This window comes from Halomonas sp. Bachu 37 (genome assembly GCF_039691755.1).
GTDB classification, from domain to species: Bacteria; Pseudomonadota; Gammaproteobacteria; order Pseudomonadales; family Halomonadaceae; genus Vreelandella; species Vreelandella kashgarensis.
In genome coordinates this window covers 464,745-481,201 of record NZ_CP137552.1, presented here as the reverse complement: position 1 = coordinate 481,201, position 16,457 = coordinate 464,745, and the positions used below count along the sequence as shown (strand labels likewise).

Sequence of the window (16,457 nt, the reverse complement as noted above, 5' to 3'; positions counted from 1 at the left end):
CCTTGGTGGGCTTGTTCTGCGGTATCCAGACTCGGTTCGCTGGTGCGCCTGCTTATATAAGCGTAGATCAATTCCGCCTGGGTTACCGTTTCCCCTCTTTCTCGTCCCGCCCGGCTCCACATCCATCGGTGGAATCTGGCAAACTGACAGCCACAGCAATTCCCCAGACAGAGAGAATCCAATGAGCGAAACGAACAAGCCTTGGGCACAACCCATGCCGGAGCAGCAGTTCACCTTGATGCGCGACATCCTGGCGGCACCCAGCCCGATCGGCCTGGAAGCCGCCATGACCTACGGCGTACTCAAGCCCCACTTCGACTCCTTTGCTCCCGACGGCTGGCACACTCACCAGTTCAAGGGCAATGCCGGTATCGTCCTGGATACGCACCCGGGACGAGATGACATGTTCAAGGTCATGATCATCGGTCACGCGGACAAGATTCGCATGCAAGTTCGCAGCATCGGCGAAGACGGCAAGATCTGGATCAATACCGACTCCTTCCTGCCCACCGTATTGATCGGTCACGAGGTGAAGCTGTTCAGCGAAGATCCGCAGGCGCCCGGCAGCTATCGAGTCATCGAAGGCGGCACGGTGGAAGCGCTGGGCGCCATTCACTTTTCCGACCCTGCCGTACGCAGCGGCGATAAAGGCATCAAGAAGGAGCAGATCTACCTGGACCTGCAAATCCATGGTGACAACAAGAAACAGCAAGTCTTGAACCTGGGGGTGCGTCCCGGCGACTCCATCATCTTCGACCGCCCCATCCGCCCCGGCTTCAGCCCCGATACCTTTTACGGCGCTTACCTGGATAACGGCCTAGGCTGCTTTGTTACCGCCGAAGTGGCGCGTCTGATCGCCGAGGCCGGTGGCACGGAAAACGTTCGCGTACTGTTTGCCATCGCCACTTATGAAGAAATCGGCCGCTTCGGCAGCCGCGTGCTGGCCGGCGAACTCAAGCCGGACGCCCTCATCGGTGTGGATGTGAACCACGACTACGTGGCAGCCCCTGGCATCGGTGACAAGCGCATGCAGACACTGGAAATGGGCAAGGGCTTCACCATGTCAGTGGGCGCCATTGCCAGCGAACAGCTGAATCGTGTCATCAGCGCTACCGCAACCGAACACGACATTCCCCTGCAGCGCGATATCGTCGGCGCCGATACCGGTACCGACGGCATGGCCGGTGTACTGGCTTCCGTCGATTGTGCGGCGACTTCCATCGGTTTTCCCATTCGCAACATGCACACCATTTCCGAAACGGGCAATACCCAGGATGTCCTGGCAGCCATTCATGGCCTGACACGTACCCTTCAGGCATTGGACGCCCTACCCGATCTGCAACGCGAATTTCTGGATAACCACCCACGTCTCGACCAGGCCGGACCGCTGAGCCATCAGGGCTCGGCCAAGCCGGAGAAAGAGATGGGGGAGACAGCAGAGGCAAAATCGTCCGACACCTGAACCACTCGCCAAGCGAGGCAGGCCTCCGCGAAAAGCCCGTTAGAAAAGAGCAAGACGGGCCAGGCGGAAAACAACATCCAAAGAGCAGCACCGGCATTGCACCGGTGCTGCAGCATGGCTTCAGCTCTTTCGAGGAGCGTTGTAGATCGTTTCGTCGAGTTCGCCTTCGCTCTTGCCGACCAGGGTGGTGACCATGAGATCACCCGCCACGTTGACACTGGTACGCGCCATGTCGAGGATGCGGTCAATCCCGGCGATTACTGCAATCGCCTCCAACGGCAAGCCGATCTGGGCCATCACGATGGATAACATGATCAGGCCGGCACCGGGAACACCGGCTGTCCCGATGGACGCCAACGTCCCGGTGAGAATGATCATTCCATAATCCATCAGGCTAAGCTCCACCCCCAGCAACTGAGCGATGAATACCGCCACCACACCTTGATAGATCGCGGTACCATCCATATTGATGGTAGCGCCTACCGGCAAGACGAAACCGGCCACCCCTTCAGAGACCCCTAGATTCCGCTGCGCACAGCGCAGGGAAACCGGCAGCGTTCCCGAAGAGGAAGCCGAGGAATAAGCCACTACCAAGGCATCGAGAATCCCTTGCAAGTAGCGAAGCGGATTGAGCCGACCGACCAACGTCAGCAAACCGCTATATACCACCAGCACGTGCAGTACGCTGGCCAGGTAGGCCACGCCGATAACCTTGGCCAACGGCAGTAACACCTCAAGGCCGTAGCTGCCGGAGACATGCGCAATCAGGCCGAACACGCCGAACGGCGCGAGCGCCATGACGAAGCTGGTCAGCTTGTACATGGCCTCGGCGAAGCTTTCAAACACCCGAATGACCGGCTCTCCCTTCTCACCGATCAGCGTCAACGCGGTACCCAGACCAATCGCGAAAACGATGATTTGGAGAATATTACCCTTGGCGAGCGCATCGATTGGGTTCTGGGGTACCAAGCCCACCAGTATCTCGACGAGGCTCGGTGCCTCACTGGCTTGCACACCGGATTCGAAGCTCATCTCCAGACCCACACCAGGCTGAAAGATTAGCGATGCCAGCAGGCCAATGGAAATCGCAAACGCGGTGGTGACGAGATAAAGCCCAATGGTGCGCGCGCCGATACGTCCCATTTTCTGCGGATCGCGCATTGCCGTGATGCCCACCACCAACGTGGAGAATACCAAGGGCACGATCAACATCTTGATGGCACTTATGAAGATATCGCCGATAGGCTTGAATATGCTGGCGTTTTCTCCCATCAAGGCACCTGCCAAAACCCCCAGCGCGAGGCCGGCGAGGATTTTTTGCCACAAGGGGATGCGTCGCCAAAGATTGCCGCTGGTTCTTTCTGGATCACTCATCGAGAAACGACTCCATTCTGTAATTATGGCTGTATTTAGTACATATCACTAAAAGTGCGCGATTATACAGAAAATACCCACTAAACGGCCAAAAATCAGTGCCATTTCCCCTATCGCAACGCCGGTTTGCGTGGCCTCATACCGGCGGTAGGCTAATACTGCCGATGTATGGCTGAAATGTGCGGCTAAATAGACGCGCACACTGCCATGGCAAACGTCCACTTCATCCCGCGTCAAGAAAATTTCTATCCAGCAAAAAGAAAGCCCGACCTAGACGGCCGGGCTTCTATCTTCTCTTCCTTGTTGAACTCATCACGAACATCCTGTTCGTGCCTCCATGAGCTTCAGCTATCCTTGCTTGATCGTCCTTGTAATGCGTTCCTTTGCGCTACGTGTGTATGGTGACGGTCATGGAGTGGGAAAGAACTAACCTAGGATATGAAAAGTGAATTTAATTTACTCTCGCCTGTGGGCCAGGCTCATCAAGTAGAGCGCTGCCGACAGCGCCAGCACCGAGAGCGCCAGGTAAATGGCATCCAAAGGAGTCTGGAACCTGATGTCCACCACAGCGCGGAAAAACTCGATAATTACGGCAAGAATTACCACCCTGGCGATCTTGTCCTTTAACTGATCGAACGACTGGACGTTGAAGGGATGGCGGGGCGTATGCTCCTCAGCCTGCTCGATGGGAGAAACGAAAAGACGATAGACCCCTAGGCCGAAGATCAATAAGACGATGGCGATCAGGTAGATATCCACCGCCATGATGATGCTGGGAACCACGGAATCATGAATGTCCACCGCCCCTCCGAACAGATAATAGGAGACGGTTTCCACCAGTATTTTGAAAATATCTATCGTGCCAATCACGAACAGCACGCATGCTCCGAGCAGACTGGGAAGCACTGCCAGCATCACCAGAAAGCGCGAATTCCATAGCAAACGTTCCACCAGCTGCTCATGCCTCCCTTGTGCCTTGGGAGTGGAAGAGCGTTTCAAGTCCTCGGGTTCATCCATCTGACGCTTCCTGTAGGAAATTTTGAACCGGCAAGTTTCGTTCATCGACCCTGTCGATAGCAATATATCTGCACAACTGATGCGTATCGCCTGATACGAATGGTACGAATCGCCTGCCGATCCTTCCGCGTGAAGCCAACTTCGAGACTCCGCCTCACTCCAGCGTGCCGAGATAGGCGGTCATGTCCCTGGCATCCCGCTCCGTGACTCCCAGGTCCGGCATGGCCGTCAAAGGGTCCACTTGGGTGGGATGACGCAGCCAATGCACCATGTTATCGAAATTGTTGGCGAGCACCCCGGCAATGAAGCGACGCTCGGCGATCCCTGCCAATGGCGGGCCGACGTCGGCTCGCGGCCCCACTAGGCCGGGAATGCGATGGCAGGCAATACAGGCGTAACCGTACATAGCCAGACGGCCCCGCTCCGGATCGGGCAGGATGGTGCCCGCCTTCACGGTGTATTGCCGCTCGGCGGTAGCTTGGGCGGGTATTGAATCGCCGCTCCGGGAAGCGTCGGCCTGGGCCTGGTATTCAGCGGGTGAGAGCCGCGGCATTTGCCGCATGAACGCCACGATCTCCCAGATTTCCTCATCGGTGTAGATGAACTGCCAACTCGGCATACCGGTCATCTTGATGCCATGCTTGATGGCCCAGAAAATCTCGGCCGGCGTGCGATTGTCCGCGGTATGAGCCAGGTTCGGCGGCACCGGTGTCATGCCCTTGCCGACATCCCCCCGGGACACACCGGGAGCGCCATGGCACTGAACGCACTTGTCACGATAATAAACTAGCCCCTGCTCCGCCATTGCCGGGTCATCCAGCGGCGGCGTTTCGATCTCCTCGGCTCGCTGGCTGATGGAGCGGTCCAGGGCCGTATTGAGGATGGAATAGACGGGTTCGGTATGTTGCTGCAGCGCGGAGACGTTATAGACGCCCCACAGTACGAACATGGCCGCCCCCGCCACCATGACGAAAGCCACGCCGAGACCCGCCAGGGCCAGGCGGATCAGTACGCGTTTACGGACTCTCTCGATCAAACGTTTACGGGTTCGAATAGTCATTTCAATGTGTATAGGTAAGCGGTGATATCACGGGCATCCTCGGCGCTTACGACCATGTTCGGCATCGCCGTAAGCGGGTCGATGGTTTCCGGCGCACGCAACCAGCGCGCCATGTCCTCGGGCGTATTGGGCAGCACTCCCGCCAGGTAGGTCCGCTTGGCGATACGCTCGAGAGAGGGCCCGGTACGGCCGTTCGCTCCCGGAACGCCGGGTATGGCATGGCAGCTACCGCAACCATAGTCGGCAATCGCTGCCTTTCCCTTCGCCGGATCACCCGCCGTGGAATCGTCCGGCAATGAGTTCGCCTCGTCGCTACCGCACCCCACGACGGGCAGCAACAATGCCAGACAAACCAGTATTTTCCTTGTCATAGGCACCTCACAGGCATGCCCCAAAGAAGAAATTGGGAATACCTTCGGCCACGATAAGAAGCGCCGACAATACGCCGAGAATCAAGCCACCTATCGCCATGAACCGTATGCGTGACATCTGTCTGTCGCCGCTACCCGGCCACTGCCGTCCCGCTGCGCTCCATTGCCGCCAGGCAAGCCAGACGCCGGCAAGGCTCATCGCCAATGTCACCAAAGTAATCGCATGCAATATCCAGTGATGTCCGCTAGCGCACACCCAAGCCAACAGCACATAGCTGACAACGAGATGCAGCGCCCACGCTAGCGGGCCGATCAGCCAACCGGCCCATAACAGCAACGGGTGGAGAATTCTCTTCTGGCGCGCTTCAACCGGCATGGATACGAGGCCCCCAATAGAGAAGAAGATAAAAGGGAACCCAGGCGATACAGACGAAATACCAGTAGTTGGTATCCACTACCACGCCTATCTGTCTCTCCCGGGTGAAGTACCCCCGCCATGCCAGAATGGCGATTACCGTACTACCCAGTACCATGGAGGTGACATGAATGTAGTGGAAGCCGGAAATGGTCCAGACGATGGAGCCATAGGCGTGTTCCTGCCAGCCGAAATCGTAGGCCATCAGCTCCAGCGACCGCAACACCAGCACGATGGAGGCCAGCACGACACTGATGGTGACACCGATCGCCAGTTGCTTCTTGTTGCCACGATTGATTCCCTGCCCCGCCAGGAACATCGATACGCTGCTGAGCAGCAGCAAAACCAGGTTGACGCTGGGCCATAACAGCGGCGGCGCCTCTCCCGTTGGCGGCCAGACCTCGGCATGGGCGGCAAGATAAAGGTAGCTGACACAGAATGCCAACACGACGGCTGACTCGATAGTGATCAGCCCCAGAACTCCCCACCATAACGGTGCCCGCCGGTCCGGGTGCAAGCGTTTCATAGCCGCTACATCGATGCCTTCGAGTACTCTCATTCATCCTCCTTCCAGGGGCGCCGAGGCCAGAACCAGGCAACCAGGGTAAAGAAAACCAGAAAGAACCCCATCACGAAAAAGATAGGATGAAAGATGATGCCGATGAAACCGGAAGAAGCGGCGACCGCCGAAGTAAAGGGCCAGATAGTGGGTTTCGGCAGTATCTGAACACCGATCGGAGTGGCATCCAGCACACTGGTCAACACCACCTCGCGACGCCAATGGCTCAAGCCGGTCACCACCGAGCGCTCGCCGCTGCGCTGCCAGTCCCACAATGGCCACCGGCTCTCGACCATGGGAATGTGGCGAAAGTTGTACGAAGGCGGCGGCGATTCGGTCGCCCACTCCAGGGTCGGCGCATTCCAGGGATTCGCCCCCGCCGGTTGGCCACGGTACAAGCTCCAGATCGCATTGATCAGCGTGACACCAAAACCGGCGGCCAACACGAACGAACCAAGCGTCGACAGCAGGTTCAGGTCACCCCAGCCCATTTCGGCGGTATAGGTATAGACACGTCGCGGCATTCCCTCGAGCCCCATTTGATGCATGGGAAAGAAAGTGACGTTGAAGCCGATGAACGCCAGCCAGAAACTCCACTTGCCTGCCTTTTCGCTCATCAGGCGGCCGGTGAATTTCGGCCACCAGTAATAGAGCGCACCGATCAAGGGAAAGACGGCGCCACCAATCAGCACGTAATGAAAGTGCGCGACCAGAAAGAAAGTGTCATGTACCTGAGTATCGAAGGGAATCGAGGCGACCATCACCCCGGTAAGACCGCCGATGACGAAGATGGCGAAAAAACCCAGCACCCACAGCATGGGCGTGGCGAAGCGGATCTTGGCACCCCACAAGGAGGCGATCCAGCAGAATATCTGTACCCCGCTGGGAATGGCGATGGTGACACTGGCGGCGGTGAAGAAACTCATGCCGAGCTGCGGCAAGCCGGTGGTGAACATATGGTGTACCCACAGGCCGAAACTGACGAGGCCGATCGACACGACCGACAGTACCAGCGCCGTATAGCCGAAGATCGGCCGCCCGGTGAAAGTGATGATAATGGTCGAGATCATGCCCAGCGCCGGGATCAGGATGATGTAAACCTCGGGATGCCCGAAATACCAGAACAGGTGTTGCCACAGCAGCGGCTGCCCGCCACTGTCGACGAGAAAGAACTGGGTATCCACCAGACGATCGAGGATCAGCAGGGTACTACTGACGATGACGGCAGGCATGGCAAAGACGATCATGAACGACATCACCAGCGCCGCCCAGACAAAAAGCGGCATGCGATTCAATGTCATGCCCGGAGCCCGCAGCCGAAGAATGGTGACGATCAACTCCACCGCCGCCGTGAGCGCCGAGACTTCGATGAAGGTGATCATGGTGGTCCAGATATCGACCCCGTAATCGGGAGAGTACTCCTTCCCCGCCAGCGGCACGTAGTTGAACCACCCGGCATCCGGCGCCATGCCTATCAGAAGCGAGCCGAACAGCACGATACCGCCGATCAGATAGATGTAATAACCGAAGGCATTGAGCCGCGGAAAGGCCATGTCTCGCGTCCCCACCATCAACGGCACCACATAGATGGCGAAGCCCTCCATGACCGGAATGGCGAAGAAGAACATCATCACCGTACCGTGCATGGTGAAGAACTGGTTATAGAGTTCGGGACCGAGGAACTCCTGTTCAGGTCCGGCCAGTTGAGTACGAATCAACAAGCCCAGTATGCCGGCGAGCAGAAAGAAGATGAAGCCGGTGATGATAAAGCGCCGACCGATCATCCGCTGATTGACCTGGGTAAACCAGCCGGGGAAACCGCGTGGCGAGTACCAGGTCTCGGCCAGCAGTTTCGTCTCCTCCGGGGAGTCGTGAACCTTGTGCTGCAGGTTGGTGTGTTGGCGTGTCATTCCAGGCTCTCCAGGTAGCTGAGCAGGGCCTGTAGATCGTCAGGAGTCAATTCGGTCGAAGGCATCAGGCTTTCGGGTTTGATGTGCTGCGGGTCGGTGATCCATCCTCCCAGATGGCCGATTCGATTGGGCACCGTGGCGGCAGCCAGCGTACGGCGACCGGCCAGGTGCGTCAGGTCCGGGCCATCCTCCCCGTCGGCTCGGGTGCCACGGATGGTATGGCAATCGGCGCAGCCCGCGTCGGCAAACACCTCTTGCCCCCACACTTCTCGGTCGGTAACCGGTTTCGCCGCAGGTTGTTCCTGGCGTTCCAGCCAGTCGGCGAACTCCTCAGGCGTCTCGGCCACGAATAGAAACGCCATGAGCGCGTGCTGAGTACCACAATACTCCGCGCACTGCCCACGGTAGACACCCGGCTCATCCGCGACCAGGGAGGTGACGTTCTCCCGACCCGGGATCATGTCCGTCTTGCCCTGGATGTTGGGCACCCAGAAACTATGGATCACATTGTCGGATTTCAGCAGCAGCCTTACCGGCTCGCCCACCGGCACGTGGAGTTCGTTTGCGGTCGTGGCGATCCGGTTTCCGCTCTCGTCAAGGTAATGGATTTCCCACCACCACCGCTTGCCGATCACCTCTATGGTCATTGCATCTTCCGGGGGTGGCGCATGGATAGTCCGGCCGATGGAAAAGCTGGACAATGCAAAGGGAATCGTCACCGATAGCGGCAGAATGATCCCGCCGGCGATCACCAGGTTGCGGCTCTGGCGGGAACTCAATGGGCGTGCGGAGCGGTGCCTGAGCGCCCGAGTCACCGCTACCAGCAACAAGACGAGCACCAGCACGGTTACCAGGGTGGCAACGATCAGCGTCGGCCACCAGAGATCGGCGATCAGCTGCGCCGCCGAACCGGCAGGGTCTAGGGCCGACTGGATACCCGAACAACCCGATAGCAGTGAGACCAAGAACAACCCGGCCAAGACGGCCGGCCAAGAACGCTTCCCTGAGACCATTCCCTTTCCATTTTCGTTTTATCGAAACATCTTTCGAAACACTCGGCGATAAGGGCGCAACTACAAACGATGCGGTAGCGCTAACGCCTTGTTCCGGTTTCAGTCTAGTCAAAAAATTTGATCCGACCACGACGAGCCGGTGGAGCCTGCCTATCAAGGCTATCCTGTACCCGATACTGTTTACCGGTACTGTTTCCAGTGCTGCTTCCGGTACTGTCGTTTCTAAAGCTGTTTCAGATACTGTTTCAATTTCTGGTTCAGGTACTGTTTCAAGCAGGGTTTCAAGTACGGTTGCTAACACCGTCACAAGGAGGAGCAATGGAGGGGATCGAGGGGGGCCTTGCCTACCTGCTGCCGTGGGAGTTCTCTCCCGCTTGGACGCTTACCTGCCTGATTGCTGCAGTGATCTACTGGCGAGGTCTGAATCGGCGGCGGCGTGGCGGCAAGCCTGAAGGAGTCTGGCGTCCCTTCGCCTTTTTTCTAGGTATCGCGGCCATTTATGCGGCGACCCAGACCCATTACGATTACCTGGCGCAGTACATGTTCTTCATCCACCGCAGCCAGCATCTGGTGCTCCATCATGTCGCGCCGTTTCTGATCGCCCTGGCGGCCCCGCTGCCTATCCTTGCCGCCGGCTTGCCGCACCGGGCACGAAATTTGCCAGGCACAACACTTGCGGTGCAGACGCTGCGGCCTGGGTACCGATTACTTCAGCAGCCAATGATCGCGGCACTGCTGTTCGTCGGACTGATCTACTTCTGGTTGATTCCGCAGGTACATTTCGACGCCATGCTGAGCCATCGCCTCTACCAGCTGATGAACTGGAGCATGCTGCTCGATGGGCTACTCTTCTGGTGGCTGGTACTCGATCCACGCTCGCCAGAAAAAGGCGGGCTCGGCTACGGTGTACGGATTATCGTCCTGGTGTCGGTGGTGCCGCCCCAGATTCTGCTGGGTGCCTATCTCACCTTCAGCAATAACGTGCTGTTCGACGTGTATGCCGTTTGCGGTCGCGCCTGGCCGCTGGCACCCATGACCGATCAACGGCTTGGTGGGCTGATCACCTGGATTCCTGCAGCCATGATGAGCCTGCTGGCGATACTGGTCGTGATCGGTCGCCTGCTCGGGAAAAGTTCGCTTTTATATCGCTACAGGTAGAGACATGCGCAAGCTATTATTATTACCGGCGCTGCTATGGTTGGCCGGCTGTTCCGATCCAGCCTGGCAAACCAAGGATATTTCCAGCCTCATGCCGCCTCTGGCGTTCGAACTGATCAATGAAGACTCCGAGCGGGTCAGCGAGAAGGAGTATAGCGGTGAAGTTACCTTGCTCTTCTTCGGCTTCACCCATTGCCCGCATATCTGCCCGACCACCCTGGCGAACCTCGCCGCCGTTTCCGGTGAGCTGGAACAAGCGGCACGAGAAGACCTGCGGGTGCTGTTCGTTTCCGTCGACCCCGCCCGCGATGACCCCGCCACACTGCAGGAATACACCGCTGCGTTCGGCCCTGAATTCACCGGCTTGACCGGAGACCAGGACGCGCTGAAAGACCTGACGCGCCGCTACCGAGTCACTTACGGCTACGGCGAAAAGAATGACGCCGGAGATTATGACGTCTCGCACTCAAACGCGGTGTTTGCTTTCGACCGCAAGGGAGACGCTCAGCTACTGATCCGCGAAAAAGACCCGAGAGAAGCCGTGCTTGCCGACCTGCGCCGTCTGCTAGCACGCGGTTGACAGCCCGATTCCGCCACTGCTCGAGTGATAGGGGGGTGGCTCAAGTGAGCGGGTTAACTGCGGGGAATTACTAAATTTCCAGCAGAAAAAAGCCCGGTCATGTGACCGGGCTGAATCCCTGCATCCTTGTATCCAACGCATGCATCCTGCCTGCACTTCCCTGGGGAGTCGTCCTGACTCTTTCTTCCCTGCCGAGCCTCCTGCTCAGTGAGTGTAGAGTGACAGCTCGGTGCCAGCCTGTACGTAACATGAGATAAGAAACCGTGTAAGTGATTACCGACACGGTGTGTCAGACAAGGTCTCGCATTGCACGGCCAAACTAAACAAGGCATAAATGCCATTTACTGCAATTGCCAGGATATGCCGATGTCCGCCTTGTTAGCATGGCCCATCAAGGTCGTGAGAGATTTCCGTCAAAGCATTGCCTATCTGACAAGTCTCATCACTTTGTTTTATCTGCTTGTAGGTCTATTTTTTGTTCTGGTGCCGGTGGGCGAATCTCATTTACCCGATTTTCTCGAGCCCCTCAATTTCGATAATCCAGATACCGCCCGCACACTGCTGGCCACTCTGATTGGCGGGATGATTTCGCTGGTCGTCTTCAGCTTCTCGATGGTGATGTCGGTTCTGTCCCAGGCAGGCAATAATTTCTCGCTGAAATTGGTATTCAGCCTGGTGAACGAACGCCGCCATCAGCAGGTTCTCGGTCATTATCTGGGAACAATTCTCTTTATCCTTATTCTGTTGATGGTACCCACCGAAGGTAAAACACCAGATCTCTGGCGATCACTCGCTGTCTATCTCGGCGCCGGCATGGTCATCAGCTGTCTGGCCCTGTTTGTGTACTTTATTCACAACGCCTCGCAATCCGTTCAGATCAATGCCGTAACCAAGGAGTTGCACCATTCCACGCAGACCTCCATGGAGCGCCTCAAGGCTCGGCAGAAGACAGAAAATTGGCAATACCTTGCCTCGCTTGCCGTTGCCGAAAAGCCGTACCACTGGGTCTATTCCGTCCGAAGCGGTTATATCCAAAGTGCCAATCTCGAGGAGCTCGCCAAACTCGCCGAAAAAATCGACGTCACGATACACCTGAATTTTTCCTTCGGCGATTATACGGTAGAGGCGTTTCCCTTGTTCAAGATCGAAGCCAGCCAGCACCCCAGCGAGGCCTGGAGCCAATCGGTTCTGTCACAACTTGAATATGCAGAAGGAGAATCGGTCAAGAGCTTGTACATAAACGGTTTGACTCAGTTGATGGAAGTTGCCATCAAGGCGTTATCGCCGGGCATTCATGATCCCGGTACCGCTCGCCTGTGCCTCCATCAAATCACCGAACTGTTATGCCAGCGCATGTCGTTTCAGCCTTGCAATACTTTGACCGATGCGCAGGGCCGGGTTCGGGTGACGTGGACAGAGGAGCGCTTCGATAGTCTCTTATATAAACTTTTCACTCCGATCCTGCTGTATGGGCGCAAGGATGTGAGTATCTGTCTCTCTTTACTCAAGGCATTGAAGACCCTTTCGTTATTCGCCCAAGATGAGCATCTTGAAGTGATCCAGGCGCATGCCGACCGTGTCATCACCGCCCTTTCCGAGCTCAATATTGATTTACTGGACCGGCAATTCATCGCAACGCGATTGAATAGCGGGGAGCACCGGCTGGCCTTGCCGCAATCGCTACCGTTCGCTTCGGCAAGCTAACGCCGCCACCATCGTGGGGCATGGTCGGCCATCTAGTTTTGCATGCGACTCGATGTCGGTCTCGACAATTGCTTACAGAAATGCGACAACGGTTACTCGCTTGTCGGCCTCGCATGGCAGTTCATCAGACTCACCCTCGACTAATGCTACGCCACCATGACGCAACGCCCGCTAGCGAACTACCTCACCGGCCTGATCTGGTTATGTGTCCTTCCCTTGGTAGTGCTTTCCGTCTGGTGGGCTTTCGACAGCGTCCACGCCCGCGGCCAGGAAATACGCGAAGAAGCGCAGCAGCTTTCCCATAACACCACCAGAGCCATCGATCACTACCTGGATTCGAGGATTCGGGCACTTTCGGTACTGGCAGCCTCCCCCCTAGCGGATACGCAAGAACGCTGGCCGCAGCTCTACGCCGAAGCGCAGGCCTTTCGGGCCAGTTTCGGAAGCCACGTGGCTTTTTCCGACCTGGGCGATCCGATGAGGATGCGCTTCAATACCCGGGCGCCTTATGGCAGCGAGCTGCCGCCACTTCCCCGGCCAAGCGGCGAGGCCGCTGCTCCCAAGGCATTGGAGACGGGGCAACCCGCTATCGGCGACAGTTTCATGGGGCCTGTCGCCAATGAAACGCTGGCTGCCATTGTGGTGCCCGGCATTCGCGAGAACCGAGTCACCCACCTTGTGATCGCCACCCTAGAGGCGTCGCAACTTCAGCAACGACTCGACTCGCTGGTCTTGCCCGCCGGATGGACTCTAGCCTTGACGGATAGCCATGGCGAGCGGCTCGCCCAACGCGGCCTACCCAACGATGAGGGCGTTGAACATGAGGAAGCGACCGAGCAGTTTCAAGTCTCTTCGGCGTTCTCTCCCTGGCAGGTCACGCTGTCGGTTCCTCGGTCGGCCCTTACCGATCCGCGACTGAAGCTTGCGATAAGTCTGGCGCTACTGATTGCCACGGCTACCTTGGGCGGAGTCCTGGGTGGCCACTATGCGGCACGCCGCCTGAGCCGGCACATGGCGGCCCTGGCGGACCCTGCCCTCCGTTCTTCTCATGCTCCCATTCGCGAGATAACCGAAATCCGCCAACTTCTCGATGAGCGTGCGACCCAGCTACGTGCAAGCGAGGCCCTTCATCGGGAATTGTTCGAAGCCAATCCTCATCCGATGTGGGTGTTCAGCCTGGATACGTTGGCCTTCCTGGAGGTCAACGCTGCCGCGGTTCGTCAATATGGTTACAGCCGAGACGACTTCATGCGGATGACCATCAAGGATATTCGCCCCGCCGAGGACATACCTCGTCTGCTCGCTGGTGTAGCGCTATTGTCAAAACAAACGGAGTTATCAGACCAAGCAGAGTCGATAGACAAGGAAGAGCTCTGGCGGCATGTCACTCGTGACGGACGGCATCTCGACGTCGAGATTCACTCTCATATCATGAATTACGAGGGGCAGCCGGCCCATTTGGTTCTTGCCCATGACATCACCGACCGACTTCGTGCCGAGGCGGCGCTTCGCGACAGCGAAGCCGAGTTCCGCACCCTGATCGAGACGATGCCCCAGATCATCTGGGTTACCCGACCCGACGGCTGGCACCTGCTATATAATCAGCACTGGTTTGATTTTACCGGCCTGACACTGGAAGAGAGCCTGGGACACGGCTGGAATCCGGCCTTTCATCCCGAAGACCGGGCGCGGGCAGTCACGCGCTGGGAGCAAGCGACGGCCTCGGGCGAGCTATACGAGATCGAGTACCGGCTGCGCCGCGCCGATGGCAACTATCGCTGGATGCTCGGTCGCGCCTTGCCATTACGGGACAGCAGTGGCCAGATCGTCAAATGGTTCGGAACCTGTACCGATATCCACGAACTCAAGCACACCGAGCGCATCCTGATGACCCGTGCCCACCAGCAGGTTTTGGTGGCCGAGTTCGGACGTTTGGCGCTAGTAACAACCGACATCGATAAGCTCTCCCAGGAGGCGGCCACCATCATGGCCGATGGACTGGGCGTGAGCTACACCAAGGTGCTGCTATGCGATGAGCCTGACAAGACCTGTACTTTCGCTGCCGGTGTCGGCTGGTCCCCGGCGTGGATCGGCAGAAAGATTCATCGTGGCAACCATTCATTCTCGCAGATCGACTACGCCCTCGACTCCATGGAACCGGTGATCATCGCCAACCTCCATGACGAGACGCGCTTTTCGACCTCTCCTTTGCTGATTCATCACCAAATCGTCAGCGGAATCAATGTCGTGATTCAGGGAATCGAGGGGCCGCTGGGCATCCTTGGAGCCTATTCCCAGGAGACGCGACAGTTCTCCACCGACGATACTGGCTTCCTGCAGAGCATCGCCAATACACTGAGTACGGCAATCGAACGACGGCTGGCCGATGACCGGCTCACGTACGTGGCCCATCACGACACGCTGACCAGCCTGCCGAACCGCTTTCTACTCACCGACCGCCTGAGCATGGCGCTTGCGGATGCCCAGCGCCATGGTCGACACCTGGCGGTGCTGTTCCTGAATGTGGACCGCTTCAAGAACGTCAACGATATCCATGGCCGTGCCTTCGGAGATCAAGTCCTGAAAGAAATCGCCAAGCGGCTGCGTGTTTCCGCCCGCGTCATGGACACCGTTAGTCGTCAGGGCGGGGATGAGTTTCTGATGATACTGCCGGAGCTACACGACTATCATGAAGCTCAGCAAATCGCCCAAAAGATTCTGGCCTCTTTCGCGCCTCCCTTCCACATAGACGATAGCGAAGTGGTACTGAGCGGCAGTATCGGCATTGCCTGTTACCCGGCCGATGGCCAGGATGTCGAAACGCTGATGCGTAACGCCGATGCTGCCATGCATGTAGCAAAGGAACGGGGGTGCAGCCGCTATCAATGCTACGCGGCAGACATGCATGCTAGAACCATAGAACACTTGATGCTGGAAGGAGATCTCCGCCGAGCAATCGAGTCCGATCAACTATTTCTCGAATACCAGCCACAGTTCGACTTAACGCATGGCACCATCATAGGGATGGAAGTCCTGGTGCGATGGCTTCATCCGAAGCATGGTCTGGTCTCTCCCTGCAAGTTCATACCCATTGCGGAAGAAAGCGGGCAGATCGTTGCAATCGGCTCCTGGATTCTCGAACAAGCCTGTGAACAGTACACACGCTGGACCGCAGATGGTCTGGATATCGGCACCATTGCCGTCAACGTCTCGGCCTATCAGTTTCAACATCCCGATTTCGTCGATATGGTGGAAGCCGTACTGAAGCGCACCGGCTTGGCCGCAGAATATCTTGAGCTGGAAGTGACGGAAAGCGTCGTCATGCAAGATATGCATACCGTGCAGGACAAGCTGAACCGACTACATGCCCTCGGCATCAAGCTTGCGATCGATGATTTCGGCACCGGCTACTCGAGCTTGAGTTACTTGACACAAATTCCGCTTCACCGGCTCAAGATCGACCAATCGTTCACCGCCGGCCTCCTCAAGGACCGTGAGAGCCTGGCCATCACCCAGGCCATCATCCACATGGGACACAGCCTCGGCCTCGATGTACTCGCAGAAGGTGTCAAAACTGTGGACCAGGAAACACAATTGCGAGCCATGGCGTGCAATGCGGGGCAGGGTTACCTGTATGCCAAACCGCTATCCGCAGAGGACATCACTACGTTCGTGCGTAGAAGGACTCAAGAGCAGATAACCTAAGGCATGCTTCAAGGAACGAATCGCTCAACCGACTCCTGAACGGCTCGAGAAAGCATCGACTGAGCGAAACAGACACAAAAAACCCACTTTGTGGTTTTCAAGATATTTGGCGGAAAGTAAATCCCTATA

General features: G+C 57.3%; 13 protein-coding genes. 5 read left to right on the top strand and 8 right to left on the bottom strand.

Annotation, left to right across the window (positions count from 1 at the left end):
• Window positions 1-181: 181 nt before the first annotated feature.
• Window positions 182-1,462 carry a M20/M25/M40 family metallo-hydrolase gene (locus R5M92_RS02095; protein WP_346797482.1) on the top strand — a complete coding sequence of 427 codons (1,281 nt, stop codon included), beginning with the start codon at window positions 182-184 and terminating at the stop codon, window positions 1,460-1,462.
• Between the two features lie 120 nt (window positions 1,463-1,582).
• Here R5M92_RS02095 and R5M92_RS02090 read toward each other — a convergent pair whose 3' ends face one another.
• The 8 genes from R5M92_RS02090 to coxB all read right to left on the bottom strand — a co-directional run bounded on the left by R5M92_RS02090 (window position 1,583) and on the right by coxB (window position 9,133).
• Entirely contained in the window at window positions 1,583-2,836 is a 1,254-nt protein-coding gene (locus tag R5M92_RS02090; protein WP_346797481.1) for a dicarboxylate/amino acid:cation symporter, read from the bottom strand.
• 456 nt (window positions 2,837-3,292) lie between these two features.
• Complete coding sequence (locus R5M92_RS02085) at window positions 3,293-3,853, bottom strand: YqhA family protein (RefSeq protein WP_346797479.1); 561 nt, start codon at window positions 3,851-3,853, stop codon at window positions 3,293-3,295.
• 154 nt (window positions 3,854-4,007) lie between these two features.
• On the bottom strand, window positions 4,008-4,913 hold the full coding sequence (locus R5M92_RS02080) for a c-type cytochrome (protein WP_346797477.1): 906 nt from the start codon (window positions 4,911-4,913) through the stop codon (window positions 4,008-4,010).
• Window positions 4,910-5,284 (bottom strand): c-type cytochrome, encoded by a 375-nt coding sequence (locus tag R5M92_RS02075; RefSeq protein ID WP_346797475.1) that lies wholly within the window; start codon window positions 5,282-5,284, stop codon window positions 4,910-4,912. The genes R5M92_RS02080 and R5M92_RS02075 overlap by 4 nt, the downstream gene beginning before the upstream one ends.
• Window positions 5,285-5,291: 7 nt before the next feature.
• Complete coding sequence (locus tag R5M92_RS02070) at window positions 5,292-5,660, bottom strand: hypothetical protein (protein WP_346797473.1); 369 nt, start codon at window positions 5,658-5,660, stop codon at window positions 5,292-5,294.
• Window positions 5,650-6,258 carry a cytochrome c oxidase subunit 3 gene (locus R5M92_RS02065; RefSeq protein ID WP_346797472.1) on the bottom strand — a complete coding sequence of 203 codons (609 nt, stop codon included), beginning with the start codon at window positions 6,256-6,258 and terminating at the stop codon, window positions 5,650-5,652. The genes R5M92_RS02070 and R5M92_RS02065 overlap by 11 nt, the downstream gene beginning before the upstream one ends.
• Window positions 6,255-8,168, bottom strand: a complete 1,914-nt coding sequence (gene ctaD / locus R5M92_RS02060) for a cytochrome c oxidase subunit I (RefSeq protein WP_346797470.1) — start codon at window positions 8,166-8,168, stop codon at window positions 6,255-6,257. The genes R5M92_RS02065 and ctaD overlap by 4 nt, the downstream gene beginning before the upstream one ends.
• Complete coding sequence (gene coxB / locus R5M92_RS02055; protein ID WP_346797469.1) at window positions 8,165-9,133, bottom strand: cytochrome c oxidase subunit II; 969 nt, start codon at window positions 9,131-9,133, stop codon at window positions 8,165-8,167. The genes ctaD and coxB overlap by 4 nt, the downstream gene beginning before the upstream one ends.
• A 366-nt stretch (window positions 9,134-9,499) precedes the next feature.
• Between coxB and R5M92_RS02050 the strand changes: the two genes are divergently transcribed.
• The 4 genes from R5M92_RS02050 (at window position 9,500) to R5M92_RS02035 (ending at window position 16,328) form a co-directional block, all read left to right on the top strand.
• Complete coding sequence (locus R5M92_RS02050; protein WP_346797467.1) at window positions 9,500-10,339, top strand: cytochrome c oxidase assembly protein; 840 nt, start codon at window positions 9,500-9,502, stop codon at window positions 10,337-10,339.
• 4 nt (window positions 10,340-10,343) lie between these two features.
• Complete coding sequence (locus R5M92_RS02045) at window positions 10,344-10,919, top strand: SCO family protein (protein ID WP_346797466.1); 576 nt, start codon at window positions 10,344-10,346, stop codon at window positions 10,917-10,919.
• Between the two features lie 366 nt (window positions 10,920-11,285).
• Window positions 11,286-12,623, top strand: a complete 1,338-nt coding sequence (locus R5M92_RS02040) for a DUF2254 domain-containing protein (protein ID WP_346797464.1) — start codon at window positions 11,286-11,288, stop codon at window positions 12,621-12,623.
• A 156-nt stretch (window positions 12,624-12,779) separates the two neighbouring features.
• Window positions 12,780-16,328 (top strand): EAL domain-containing protein, encoded by a 3,549-nt coding sequence (locus tag R5M92_RS02035; RefSeq protein WP_346797462.1) that lies wholly within the window; start codon window positions 12,780-12,782, stop codon window positions 16,326-16,328.
• Window positions 16,329-16,457: the final 129 nt, after the last annotated feature.